This window comes from Paenibacillus sp. TY11, from assembly GCF_059772165.1.
Map to the genome: position 1 here is coordinate 301,708 of NZ_JCBAIQ010000001.1, position 11,936 is coordinate 313,643.

14 protein-coding genes are annotated in these 11,936 nt (G+C 44.0%); 8 read left to right on the forward strand and 6 right to left on the reverse strand.

All coding sequences use genetic code 11. The features are described from left to right. Positions 1 to 367: 367 nt before the first annotated feature. On the reverse strand, positions 368 to 1,096 hold the full coding sequence (locus AC6EJC_RS01275) for a YheC/YheD family protein (protein ID WP_444952380.1): 729 nt from the start codon (positions 1,094 to 1,096) through the stop codon (positions 368 to 370). Positions 1,097 to 1,375: 279 nt separating this feature from the next. On the opposite strand from AC6EJC_RS01275, the gene AC6EJC_RS01280 reads away from it, so the two are divergent. The 4 genes from AC6EJC_RS01280 (at position 1,376) to AC6EJC_RS01295 (ending at position 3,976) form a co-directional block, all read left to right on the forward strand. Next, positions 1,376 to 1,921, forward strand: a complete 546-nt coding sequence (locus AC6EJC_RS01280) for a glutathione peroxidase (RefSeq protein ID WP_444952381.1) — start codon at positions 1,376 to 1,378, stop codon at positions 1,919 to 1,921. A 133-nt stretch (positions 1,922 to 2,054) separates the two neighbouring features. Beyond that, positions 2,055 to 2,633 (forward strand): TetR/AcrR family transcriptional regulator, encoded by a 579-nt coding sequence (locus AC6EJC_RS01285; RefSeq protein WP_444952382.1) that lies wholly within the window; start codon positions 2,055 to 2,057, stop codon positions 2,631 to 2,633. Between the two features lie 29 nt (positions 2,634 to 2,662). Beyond that, positions 2,663 to 3,403 carry an SDR family oxidoreductase gene (locus tag AC6EJC_RS01290; RefSeq protein WP_444952383.1) on the forward strand — a complete coding sequence of 247 codons (741 nt, stop codon included), beginning with the start codon at positions 2,663 to 2,665 and terminating at the stop codon, positions 3,401 to 3,403. Between the two features lie 36 nt (positions 3,404 to 3,439). Then, positions 3,440 to 3,976 (forward strand): Crp/Fnr family transcriptional regulator, encoded by a 537-nt coding sequence (locus tag AC6EJC_RS01295; RefSeq protein WP_444952384.1) that lies wholly within the window; start codon positions 3,440 to 3,442, stop codon positions 3,974 to 3,976. Here AC6EJC_RS01295 and AC6EJC_RS01300 read toward each other — a convergent pair. From AC6EJC_RS01300 to AC6EJC_RS01310, 3 genes are all read right to left on the reverse strand, one after another. Beyond that, a complete protein-coding gene (locus tag AC6EJC_RS01300; RefSeq protein WP_444952385.1) occupies positions 3,909 to 4,433 on the reverse strand; it encodes a DinB family protein in 525 nt (174 codons plus the stop codon). The two genes, AC6EJC_RS01295 and AC6EJC_RS01300, sit on opposite strands and share 68 nt — an antisense overlap. A 66-nt stretch (positions 4,434 to 4,499) precedes the next feature. Next, entirely contained in the window at positions 4,500 to 5,444 is a 945-nt protein-coding gene (locus AC6EJC_RS01305) for a helix-turn-helix transcriptional regulator (protein WP_444952386.1), read from the reverse strand. A 110-nt stretch (positions 5,445 to 5,554) separates the two neighbouring features. Further along, on the reverse strand, positions 5,555 to 5,911 hold the full coding sequence (locus tag AC6EJC_RS01310; protein WP_444952387.1) for a nucleotide excision repair endonuclease: 357 nt from the start codon (positions 5,909 to 5,911) through the stop codon (positions 5,555 to 5,557). A 197-nt stretch (positions 5,912 to 6,108) separates the two neighbouring features. On the opposite strand from AC6EJC_RS01310, the gene AC6EJC_RS01315 reads away from it, so the two are divergent. Both AC6EJC_RS01315 and AC6EJC_RS01320 read left to right on the forward strand, forming a co-directional pair. Then, positions 6,109 to 7,308 carry a glycosyl hydrolase family 28-related protein gene (locus AC6EJC_RS01315; RefSeq protein ID WP_444952388.1) on the forward strand — a complete coding sequence of 400 codons (1,200 nt, stop codon included), beginning with the start codon at positions 6,109 to 6,111 and terminating at the stop codon, positions 7,306 to 7,308. A 118-nt stretch (positions 7,309 to 7,426) separates the two neighbouring features. Beyond that, complete coding sequence (locus AC6EJC_RS01320; RefSeq protein WP_444952389.1) at positions 7,427 to 8,050, forward strand: acetate uptake transporter; 624 nt, start codon at positions 7,427 to 7,429, stop codon at positions 8,048 to 8,050. An 80-nt stretch (positions 8,051 to 8,130) separates the two neighbouring features. On the opposite strand, the gene AC6EJC_RS01325 is transcribed toward AC6EJC_RS01320, so the two are convergent. After that, complete coding sequence (locus AC6EJC_RS01325; protein ID WP_444952390.1) at positions 8,131 to 9,117, reverse strand: aldo/keto reductase; 987 nt, start codon at positions 9,115 to 9,117, stop codon at positions 8,131 to 8,133. A gap of 175 nt (positions 9,118 to 9,292) precedes the next feature. Next, the gene (locus AC6EJC_RS01330; RefSeq protein WP_444952513.1) at positions 9,293 to 9,922 is read right to left on the reverse strand and encodes a YfbR-like 5'-deoxynucleotidase; all 630 of its coding nucleotides are present in this window, start codon (positions 9,920 to 9,922) and stop codon (positions 9,293 to 9,295) included. Positions 9,923 to 10,208: 286 nt separating this feature from the next. Here AC6EJC_RS01330 and AC6EJC_RS01335 point away from each other — a divergent pair, with 286 nt between their 5' ends. Both AC6EJC_RS01335 and AC6EJC_RS01340 read left to right on the forward strand, forming a co-directional pair. Beyond that, positions 10,209 to 10,904, forward strand: coding sequence for a response regulator transcription factor (locus AC6EJC_RS01335; RefSeq protein WP_444952391.1), 696 nt, complete (start codon positions 10,209 to 10,211; stop codon positions 10,902 to 10,904). Then, complete coding sequence (locus AC6EJC_RS01340) at positions 10,897 to 11,901, forward strand: sensor histidine kinase (RefSeq protein WP_444952392.1); 1,005 nt, start codon at positions 10,897 to 10,899, stop codon at positions 11,899 to 11,901. Before AC6EJC_RS01335 ends, AC6EJC_RS01340 begins: the two co-directional genes overlap by 8 nt. Positions 11,902 to 11,936: the final 35 nt, after the last annotated feature.

Below are 11,936 nucleotides of genomic sequence, written 5' to 3' on the forward strand. Positions count from 1 at the left end.
TACTGCCTCAAAAAAAGAGGCTCAAGGAACCGATGTAAAATTGGTTCTCCTGAAGTCTCCTTATGCTTGGTTTATAGCAATCTTGCATTAATATCTAGGGATACTTAACCCATTTTTAGCTGTCCCTTCATAAATCACTACCCCGTTGTCAAACAGCTTTATAGTTCCTGAATAAGTAGGCACTCCCTTGTCAAATGTACTATGTATGCTATTACCCCATCCATGTAAGTAACTGTATAATTTCTTATCGGCCATCATCAATATGAGAGTGCTGCCATAGAGCATAAAAAAACGGAGAACGCTCCCGCACCTTTGCTTGGGCGTTCTCCTCCTTTTCTTATCAATGAATGATTTCAAAAACTTTATCCTAATGATGAATACGACGTTTGTTTCTCAAAATGTTGCGAATCATCTTATGATTGGGGAGCTGCCTGAACAACATATGTCCGGGATGCGGATTGGCCTCGATAATCCAGATTTGGCCGCTCTTCTCAATAGCAAGATCGATGCCCAGCTCGCGAACCGGATGATTTTTATCTATCGTGTCGGCAATCATTCTAGAAAGCTCGATGATCTGGTCCAGAATGTCTTTCATTTTCGTTCTGTCATTTTTAAAGACCCTTAAAAGCACTTTGGACAACGGCGCCGCATGTCCTCCCCTCCGATAGTTAGTAACGACTTTTTGAGGTGCAGCCACACGGCCGGTTATTCCTGAAATGACCCATTCCGATTCCGGCTTCTGCATGTACACTCTGGCATCAAAAATCGAACCTTTGTACTTGGCTAACTTAAGTCCTTGCTGTACCAAATAACGACGATGAGGCCTCCGATAGGTTCTAATTGCTCTTTTTACGGCGTGGGATCTAACGACTCTGCGACTGGAGCCGCAACGAACCTCATATTTCCTCCCCAGCTTTTTCGCACGGATGATGCCAGTCCCTCCACTCCCATAATTAGGCTTGATGAAGACGGTGCGATAGGTATCCAGCATCCGTAAAGTCCTTGCATTACTAATCCAGCGGGTTTCAGGCAAATGAGAACGTAAAACGGGATGTTGTCGCATTTCCTTGTATTGAATCATCTTTCCAATGGGCACGAATATCCCTCTATTCTGTTGGGTTTTTGCACACATTACATGAATATGCATCTATATTCTATCTTGGTAACGGCGAATGCCACAGTTTGCTATGAAAGAGGCAAATCTCCTACTTTCTCTAGGTCGAGTCTTCTTTGATTTCAAGAGAGAGATGGACAATGTGTTCTTTGCATGACGAAGTTATTGTAAATACCTATAAATTTGATTCCAATAATATATTAGACCAATAATAATTTTGGATATATGATGTATTAAAAATAACGTGAGGAGGAACGTAACATGTCTATTTATGATTTTCAGGCAACCTCAATTAACGGGAAACCGATTGAATTCTCAGACTACAGAGGAAAGGTTCTTCTCATTGTAAACACAGCCAGCAAGTGTAGCTTCTCTAGTCAATTCGCTGATCTGCAGAAGCTCTACGAAAGACGGAGGGAACAAGGTTTTGAAATCCTTGCGTTTCCTTGTAACCAATTCAATGAAAAAGAGCCGGGTAGCAATTCGGAGGTTCAGGGATTCTGCCAAATTAACCATGGAGTAACCTTCCCACTATTTGAGAAGACGGATGTAAGAGGCTCATCTCCTCATCCTTTATTTCAATATCTGACCCAACAGGCACCGTTTCAAGGCTTCGATACCCTAACTAAAGACGGTCAATGGATGGAGGATTTCCTGCAGGATAAGTATCCGGAAATATACGCTGGCGACGGTATCAAGTGGAATTTTTCTAAATTCCTGGTCGATCGCGATGGCTATGTAAAAGGAAGGTTTGAAGTAACAACGGAGCCCTGTGCCATTGATCCTGTCATCGAATCGCTATTGTAGTTTTTCTGTTCACTTCTTTGGATTATTTCAGAAAAGAGTATCAAATGACAAATATGTATATTTGTCATTTGATACTCTTTGTGTTATCCTGAATTCAAGGAGGTGACTCACACGGCAACTTAGCCGTGTCTCTATGGAAAAATCCTCAGATATATTAACCAAGGAACAGATTCTCATTGCTACAGAAGACACACTTAGGCGTTTTGGTGTAGCCAAAACCTCCGTGACCGATGTTGCCAAAGTATTGGGAGTAAGTCATGGCACCATTTACCGACACTTTAAAAGTAAAGCTGAGCTCCTTGAAGGCGTGACCGAAAAATGGCTGAATGAAAAGATTATTGGCCCGTTAACGGAGGTCTGTCAGAATTCATCTATACTGGGAACGCCACATTTAAAACGATATATACAGACCTTGGTTGAACTCAAACAGTATTATGCCCGCGACGACGAGGAAATGTTCGAGATGTATACGAGGGTCACCGAGCAAGCCGCTGATTTAATCGACCAGCATATCGCCCACATTGTGGATCAGCTCGCTGATATCATTGCACGCGGAGGCATCACATCGGATCACCCAGCCCAACTGGCGCGTACCCTTTTCTATGCCACAGCCCGGTTTCATCATCCCGCTCATGCTTACGAATGGAAGAGTCCTGCGATTGATCAGGAGTTTTCGGATGTGTGGATGCTTTTAGAAAAAGGAATCTTTTAAAAAATATATGGAAAGAAGGCTAAACACATATGACGCATTTGAACGGAAAAACAGCGATTATCACCGGGTCCTCCAGAGGAATTGGACGTGTCATTGCCAAGCAACTAGCTGATCTGGGTGCTAATGTAGTCATCAATTATGCCAGCAGTCCGGACAAAGCCAAAGAAGTCGTGGAGGGCATTATTCAAAAAGGCGGAAAAGCCATAGCGCTCCACGCTGATCTGGGCAAGATGAGTGATATTGAAGCATTATTTACAAATACGATTGCTGAATTCGGCAAAGTGGATATCCTGGTTAACAACGCTGGGCTGATGATCACCAAACCTCTGGCTGAGGTGACCGAAGCTGATTTTGACAAACAATTTGCACTGAATGTAAAGGGTACCTTCTTTGCCTGTCAGCAAGCGATGAAATACATGGAGAACTACGGAAGAATCGTGAACCTGTCCACGTCCGTGATCGGACAAATGTTTCCGACCTATAGCGTATACGCGGGTACGAAAGGCGCGGTGGAGCAATTTACCCGTCAGCTTGCCAAGGAGTTCGGAAGCAAGCAAATTACGATCAACGCCGTGGCTCCCGGTCCTGTGAACACCGAGCTTTTTCAAGCAGGAAAAACCGAACAGCAGATCGAAGGCATGAAGAAAATGAATGCTATGGGTCGTCTCGGTGAACCAGAAGATATCGCTGATGTGATTGAGTTCCTAGTCAGCGCCAAATCACAGTGGGTTACCGGGCAGACGCTCCGCGTCAATGGCGGGTTTATCTAAAAGCTGGAATACATGAAATGGAGGCTGTACACGTTCATGATATTACACAAAGGCGAGACCCTATTTCGACAAGGGGAATCCGGCCCTTTATATCACTTAAAGAGTGGCTTGTTAAAAATTATCCGAGTCCATGAAGACGGCTCGCAAATTTTAGTTAATGTGATTGTGCCCGATGAAATCATCCCGCACCACTCCCTGATCAGTCCCAATCCTTATTATGGTACAGCGATGGCGCTGGTAACCTCTGAGGTTGAGGTTCTGTCGCAAAAAGAATGGTATCAGTCGCTAGAGCAAGATCCGGCGCAATGTCGGGCTATCGCTTTGCAGCTACAGGACAAGTTACGCATGATGCAGCAACGAATTGACCAGCTCACCGAGGTATCACCTGCCGAGAAGCTTCGGAAGCTTCAACGCTGGTTCCACTCCTACATCGCACCCGCAACGCTAACGGACGTGCTGACGCAGGAGGAAATCGGACAGTTCATCGGGCTGCGCCGGGAGACGATTAATCGGCTATTGCGTGCTTCAAGCGCTCCTTCTGCAAAAGATGATGACGATAATGCATCTCGATGAGCGTAAACCACTCTCCAGCATTCAACGCGCCGAAACTAGGATGAGATACGGTAGACGGCCCTGTTGATTTCCCAACGGTCGGCTCAATCTCTCTCATTTTGCGGATCACAGCGTTTAATCCCTCCACAATCTCTTCTTTGCTAGTCGGTTGTGGGGGAGTGTACTGCGGGGATGGTGGGACTTGGATACGTATTGGCGGAAAGCCTCCCAGATTAAAAACGGCCGTGCCTGCCTCCGTTTTAGCCCCCGTCTCCCCATCAGACTTTAGACAAAGATCAATGTTCCTAAGATGCATATAAAGAGCAGAGTTCACCAAATGAAGGTACATTTGTCCAAGTGACCATTCGCCCTCCTGCGGTGTGTACTGCAATTGCTCCAGGCTAAAGCTGTCCAATTCAAGAAGATAGTGTTGTACCGTTTCTTCAAAACGCTGCAATGTTTCGGTTGTTGTATTCATATACTATTAACTGCCCCTCTCCTTCAAGTAGCTTTACTATACAAAAATGCTACTGACAGCATTATGTCAGTAGCATTTCAACATTTTTTCCACTTCCGCACGTACCCGCTCCCGAAGCGATTCAGGCTCCAGCACAACCACATCTGCGCCCCACCCGAGTATCCATTGCAGTAATTCCTCCGGCTGTCTGACGCGGAAGAGTACATGCAGTCCATCCGCACGCTCCTCTATGGCCTCCATGTAAAAATTGTTCGCTTCCTTCACTTTATCTGCGATACTCGAACGAGCTAGTATGCGAACACTTACATGGCGGTCATCGGTTTGCTTGTAATCCTGCAAATTAAAATCGACAGGTAACGGATAGCTGTCCTCCAGCACGATAAGTTCGTCCATACGTGACAAACGGAAGTGCCGTAGCTGCTGCCGCAATTCGCATTGCCCGATTAAAACCCACGAACCATGAAGCAATACCAGACCGTAGGGAGCGACCACACGCACACTTTGACGATTCCCGTCAGCCTCTGGCATTCTTTTGGAGTAGCCAAACTGTACCTTTCGTTTTTCCAATACAGCGAGACGCAGCGTTTCCAAATAGGTTTTCTCTCTATGGTTTGCCCCTTTACCCACCGCGAGCAGTCTGATGGTCGTACGCACCCGGGAAACTTCCCTGCGGACGCTCTCCGGTAAAATAGCTTCAATTTTCCTGCGTGAAGCTTGCGCCTTATTGCCATAGTTTGTATCAAACTTTTGTTCGACAAAATCCGTCCCGATTAACAACGCCACAGCCTCTTCTGCGGTAAAGCTCACGGGAGGCAGGAAGTACCCCTCCATCAAGGAATATCCAATGCCCGGTGCTCCTACAATCGGTACGCCCGATTCACTTAGAGCCTGAATATCCCGATAGATGGTTCTCACACTCGTTTCGAATATGGCCGCCAAATCCTCAGCTCGTAAAATATCCTTACGCTGCAACTCTAGCAAGATAGCTAGCAAACGGTCTGTTTTGTTCATACCACGGCACCCTCTCTGGAAGGATCTAAAATACAGTAATACAAAAGAGCAATAAGGGCAGTGCAATCACTGCGACTTATTGCTCTTTTTTTCATACGGTAGTTACTTCGTTACTTAAAAAACACTTTTTCGACGTTATATTTAGCCTTTTGTGAATTGATGATGTAGGTTTCATAAATTTCTCGCTCTACCGCATCTTCCACAATACAAACCTCGATAATCGCCACTTCGTTCCGGTTGTCCTTGATCGGCGATACGGTATCTTCAAAATGCTTTTTGATTCTTTGTCTCAGCTTTCTTGCTTTACCAACGAACAGCAATTCCTCCTGCGCGTTGTAGAACATAAAGATACCCGCCTTATCTCTAGGGATCAGGTGAAAATCTGTAAATCCGTAAATATGGCTGAGCTCAGGGTTAACCTGTTTGGTAATCGTGATATCCGGAGTCGGAATCGTTATATTAATCACTATGTCACTTCCTCATTCTATATAGGTGTAAATATTATCACAAATTCTGCGGTAACACCATTTAATAATCCTTTAATAATCCTTGCCCAATCGCTAGACAGAGATACTCAAGGATTGAAATAAAACCCATTTTGACCTAAAGTATAAAGGATAAATATGTAATTAATTCAACTATTTTGTGGCGAGGAATATGTACCATGTCAAATGTCTTTAATCGGAAGGTCAGGTTTAGCTTCCTACTCCTAGCTATCATTGCGTTCGTTATTCAAAATTCTATGGGAGACATCCATGTAGCCCGAGCAGCTGACAATGTAATTAATGCCAAGGATTTTGGCGTTAAAGCCAACTCGAATACCTCACAGTCAAAGGAAATTCAGAATGCATTGAAGTATTTCTATGACCGGGGAATGGAGGGAACCGTCTATTTCCCAAAAGGCACGTACTTGGTTGACGAATCTATTCGTTTATATGCCGGGGTTAGTCTGAACGGTGACGGAATGGGAAAAACGATTTTCAAAAAGACAGGGTCTAAAAGCCAATACGTCGTTGGGGATCCGATTGTACGAAACAATTCTGACCGACTAGACGTGAAGTTATCCAATCTCACCATTGACGCAGACCGTGCGAACCGTGAAGCCCGTGGCGAAAGTCAGGTAGGCGGTATTATTATGGAAGTGGCCGTCTCTCACTTCACGCTGGATCGCGTGGAAATTTGCGATACAACGATCGGAGCTCTTCTCCGCAGAACGAGAGATTCAGAGATTACCAATAGCCGCTTTGACCGGAATAATGGACATGCTATTGCCACCGGACACGAGAGCTTCCCGGCAGGTGAGTTCCGCAACGTCAAAATTACGAATAACCAGATTACTAATTCGGGCGGTGGCAGTGGAATCAATTTGTCACGCGCAACCTACACGACAGTGACCGGGAACCAAATTATCAACAAGACCCATCAATCTGACGGATACGCAGGCATTCGTATCCCTAATAATGGTGCCCACAATACTGTAAACAATAATGTGATTGAAAATTACCCGCGCGGGATCTTTGTCCTGACTGGAGCAACAGATAACCATGTATACGGAAATACTGTAAAAAATGCATCCCTGCAAGGTCTTCTAGTCCAATCGGATGGCAATACTTTTACCGACAATGAATTTATTCAAACCAATTCTTCACTTAATCCAGAAGCAGTGATTCGCCTTGCTGACGCAAACAATAACAAAATTATTGGTAACGAGATGACTACACACTCCGGATTCTCCAACATAGGAATACGGGTTACCAATTCCAACTCCAATGAAATTAAGGACAACATCACAGATACTTCAGGCAAATCAGTCAGTATTGAGGGCGGGCGTAATAACGTCAATACAGGCAACCGCAATCGGTAGGAATTTTATGAATTACCTACTATGCGAGTACGTCGGTTTCCGTTACAATATGTCAGTGTGATTCTGGCATCGGCAGATTGACGCGTACTTGAACATTATTGGAGGCTTCTATTTTTTCATGCAAAATGAATCTCATTCTAACGTAAAAATCATAACGGCCGATCCGAGCGCGATTGGCCTGTTTGGCTTGGCTATCGTAACGCTTGTGGCTTCATCCCAAAAACTTGGTCTCACTGAAGGCTTGAGCTTCATCATCCCTTGGGCTATTTTTCTCGGTGCCTTTGCACAGCTGTTTGCCTGCATTCAGGATGCAAAGCATAACAACACCTTTGGCATGACGGCATTTGGTGCTTACGCCTTCTTCTGGTTAGCCGTAGCCAGTAGCTGGATGATTAAAATGGGCGTATTCGGCTCAGAGCTGGCGTCTGCTGTAGATGGCAAACAGCTCGGCTTTGCTTTTGCGGGCTATCTCATCTTTACGCTCTTCATGACCATTGGAGCGATGGAGACGCATAAGGTTCTATTCTTTATTTTTGTGTTGATTGATTTTCTGTTCCTCGGTCTTAGCTTCGATGCATTCGGCGTTGCCCCAGAGGTATTCCATACCATCGCCGCTTATGCTGAAATGGGCATCGGCCTGCTCTCACTGTACGGTACAGGAGCCGCCGTTCTGAATGCACATTTTGGTCGTACATTCCTGCCTGTAGGACGTCCCTTCGGCATCTTCAAACCACGCCCTTAGCTGTATATGTAAGCCCGCAAAGCCGCCTTTCGCGCCGATCCGCGTTAAGGACGGCTTTTTGGTTTATCATGTTATCTAAATTATTCGGCTTGCCAATTTGGCATCCGCTCTGCTGGATAACGAAGGCCCACTGCCATTCCTTTTGGAATGATTGCGTTAATAGCTTCCATTTCCTGTGCGGATAAAACAACATCGACTGCTCCTGCATTTTCCTCTAAATACGTGACCCGTTTGGTGCCTGGAATCGGTACAATTCCCTCTTGCGCAAGCAGCCAAGCCAAGGCCAGTTGAGAAGGCTTGATCCCTTTTTGAACAGCAAGGTCCTTAACATGCTGCACGAGATCCAGATTTTTCTGGAAATTCTCCGGTTGAAAACGTGGTACAGAACGACGAAAATCATCTTCTGCAAAATCATCAAACTTCTGAATTTGCCCGCTCAAAAAGCCGCGTCCAAGTGGACTGTAGGCCACAAATTCGATGCCCAGTTCCTTACACGTCGGTATAACTTCATCTTCCGCTTCCCGGCTCCATAAGGAGTATTCTGTTTGCAGCGCTGTAATCGGGTGTACCTTGTGAGCACGTCGAATGAGCGCAGGAGAAGCTTCGGATAGTCCCAGATAGCGGACTTTTCCTGCCTGAACCAAATCGCTCATCGCACCCACCGTTTCTTCGATAGGTACATTCGGATCGACACGGTGCTGGTAGTACAAATCAATCACATCTACACCCAGTCTTTGCAGGCTGCGATCACATGCCTCTTTTACATATTCGGGACGGCCACTTACACCCATAAATGCGCCATCTGCTCCGCGCATAATGGAAAATTTAGTGGCCAATACTACTTCATCACGGCGGCTCCGCAGGACTTGGCTAATTAGTTTTTCATTTTTTCCCACACCGTAGACATCGGCAGTATCCCAGAAGTTTATCCCTAACTCCAGCGCACGATGAAGCGTTTTGATCGACTCCTGATCATCCAGCTCACCATAATATTCGGACATTCCCATGCAGCCCAGACCCAGTGCAGATACTTGAAGGTCGCTGTTACCCAGTTGTTTCTTTTTCAATTTCTATCACTCCTAATTTGTCAGAATAGTTGTCGTATTTCCTAATCACCACGTCACATCCAGTATGTTACTACTTAAAGTTAACTTGAAGTCAAGCGGTGTCTAGTTTTAAAAGTAAAATCATTATGTATGAACAGAAGCGCTTCTGTAGCTTCTGGACGGTGAGGAAATTCATTTAAAGAGCTAAGGCTTCTTCCGTAATCCTTTTAATATCAATGGATGAGGGCGTTTCTTCCTTAACCATATCCGGCAAAATATTTTCTAGAAAATAATCAACGCATTTTAATTGAATGTTTTTGATTTTAACAAGCGCATTACGATACATGACTATAAATTCTTTTTCGGTATTTCCCCGCTGTAATTCGGCAAACGCTTCATACACCTGATCCATTTTGTCAGCAACTTCAAGGATTAAACCTTCTACAGAATCATCTTTACCTTCCCTTAGCTGTCTGCGGAAAATGGCTTTAAAATCCGCCGGAATGTTCTCTTCAATAAAATACTCAATCATACCTTCTTCGACCTGCTGGATTAATAACCGAAGCTCCTTGGAGGAATGCTTAACAGGCGTTTTAATGTCTCCAATAAAAATCTCCCCGTAATCGTGGCTGCTTGTGATCTCATAAAGCTTTTTCCAGTCAATACTGACACCGTTTCTCTCTTCAATATCAGCCAGCGTTTTGGCATATTGTACCACTTTCCAGGAATGAGCCGATACGCTGTGTTCCTCAAATTTAAACTTGCCCGGACAACGTATGATTCTTTCCAGCTCATTTAGCGACCGAAAATACGTGTGAATTCCCATCATTGCATCCATCCTTTAATATATATGAGATAGTAAATATAAACCCAACTATAAACCTCAACTATTAACAGTAGATTATCGCAATATCAAGTTGAGTCCACACATATAGCACATAATCATTTTTTGCTATACACTTTATAAAAGAGGAGTTTGCAAAAATCCAATAAGTGACTTCTAATGAACAATATATAGATCGAAATGCTCTAGTTCGTCTATATATTGAACTTTGGAGCGACTGGAATCTAATTTTGCAAAATCCTAAAAAAAGTAAAAAGTGGTGAAATCGTTGTTCAAAATCTTGCTAATTGAAGATGATCAGACTTTGTTCCATGAAATTAAGGACAGGTTAACTCAATGGGCCTATGATGTGTATGGCATCCAGGACTTTAGTAAAGTCATTCAGGAATTCACAATGATAAAACCTGATCTGGTCGTGATTGATATTCAATTGCCGAAATTTGATGGATTTCATTGGTGTCGAATGATTCGATCCCACTCTAACGTCCCTATCATTTTTTTATCATCGCGTGATCACCCTACGGATATGGTGATGTCGATGCAGCTTGGAGCGGATGATTTTATTCAAAAACCGTTTCATTTTGATGTACTCATTGCAAAATTACAGGCGACACTTCGCCGCGTGTATAATTACAATACAGAACCCGTCTCCCTCAAAACATGGTGTGGCGCCACGGTCGATTACGAAAAGAATGTAGTTGCCAATGAGACTGGCTCCATCGAATTAACCAAGAACGAAATTTATATTTTAAAGCTGCTGATTGAGCAAAAGAATAAAATTGTGTCTCGGGAGGAATTAATTAAAAGCCTATGGGATGATGAACGTTTTGTCAGCGACAATACCCTGACCGTCAACTTGAATCGCCTGCGAAAAAAACTGGACGAGCTGGATTTGGGCCGTTTCATTGAAACGAAGGTGGGGCAAGGCTACATGGCTACAGAAGAGGCACCTGCTTATGATTAGAAAATATCTAATGGAAAGGCGGAGCTGGATTCTACTATTTCTGTGTCAGCAATTCCTGATCCTGTTCATTGCTTATGTGGATGCGGCAATCCCGTTGATGCCGATCCTTTATATCGTCTTCTTATCTATGATGATTTTCTTGGTTTTTTTAATCATTCGCTATCCCAAGGAAACCAAATTCTATACAACACTAGAAGAATGGGAGAGCCCTCTCGAATTAACGGGTATAGGCGAACCGGAGAGTCCGTTTGAGCAAATCATTGAACAAAAAATCACTGACCAGACCGAACGGTTACAACAGATCATCTCGCAAAACCAATTGACACTTGAACACGAAAAAGATGAACTATTATCCTGGATTCATGAGGTAAAAACACCTTTGACCGCCATGCATTTGATGATTGAGCGATTGGACGACAAATCCCTAAAGGCTCAGTTAACCTATGAATGGCTACGAATTCACTTACTGCTGGACCAGCAGCTCCATCAAAAACGCATATCTTTTATTGAAAATGATTTGTATGTCGAGCAAGTGGATTTAAAATCTCTGGTTTTTAAAGAGATCAAAGCCTTACAGTCATGGTGCATCCAAAAAGGGATCGGTTTTGATATCCAACTTGAGCAAATGGAAGTTCTGAGTGATGCCAAATGGCTTGCTTTTATCGTCAGACAGCTCTTAACTAATGCCATCAAATATAGCGATGCCAGTGATATTATCATTCACAGCTATGAACAAAAGGATCGAATACGGTTTGAGGTCAAAGACTTTGGTCGCGGTATTGATCCGAAGGATATACCCCGTATTTTCGAGAAAGGTTTTACATCCACGACCCAACATTCTGATCATACTTCAACGGGCATGGGGTTATATTTAACGAAAAAGGCAGCAAAGTCCTTGCTTATACATATAGATGTGCACTCCAAACCGAACGCTGGTACGACCTTCACTTTAATTTTCCCCAAACGAAATGATTTCGTGAGTATGGTGAGCATGTGACAGAGATGTCACATGCTTTTATGTATTGTTCGCCC

Coding starts and splice junctions, on each gene's coding strand:
- AC6EJC_RS01290 (WP_444952383.1), top strand. CDS start 2,663: ATGACGCATTTGAACGGAAAAACAGCGATTATCACCGGGTCCTCCAGA.
- AC6EJC_RS01305 (WP_444952386.1), bottom strand. CDS start 5,444: ATGAACAAAACAGACCGTTTGCTAGCTATCTTGCTAGAGTTGCAGCGT.
- AC6EJC_RS01280 (WP_444952381.1), top strand. CDS start 1,376: ATGTCTATTTATGATTTTCAGGCAACCTCAATTAACGGGAAACCGATT.
- AC6EJC_RS01300 (WP_444952385.1), bottom strand. CDS start 4,433: ATGAATACAACAACCGAAACATTGCAGCGTTTTGAAGAAACGGTACAA.
- AC6EJC_RS01340 (WP_444952392.1), top strand. CDS start 10,897: ATGATTAGAAAATATCTAATGGAAAGGCGGAGCTGGATTCTACTATTT.
- AC6EJC_RS01330 (WP_444952513.1), bottom strand. CDS start 9,922: ATGGGAATTCACACGTATTTTCGGTCGCTAAATGAGCTGGAAAGAATC.
- AC6EJC_RS01320 (WP_444952389.1), top strand. CDS start 7,427: ATGCAAAATGAATCTCATTCTAACGTAAAAATCATAACGGCCGATCCG.
- AC6EJC_RS01285 (WP_444952382.1), top strand. CDS start 2,055: ATGGAAAAATCCTCAGATATATTAACCAAGGAACAGATTCTCATTGCT.
- AC6EJC_RS01315 (WP_444952388.1), top strand. CDS start 6,109: ATGTCAAATGTCTTTAATCGGAAGGTCAGGTTTAGCTTCCTACTCCTA.
- AC6EJC_RS01295 (WP_444952384.1), top strand. CDS start 3,440: ATGATATTACACAAAGGCGAGACCCTATTTCGACAAGGGGAATCCGGC.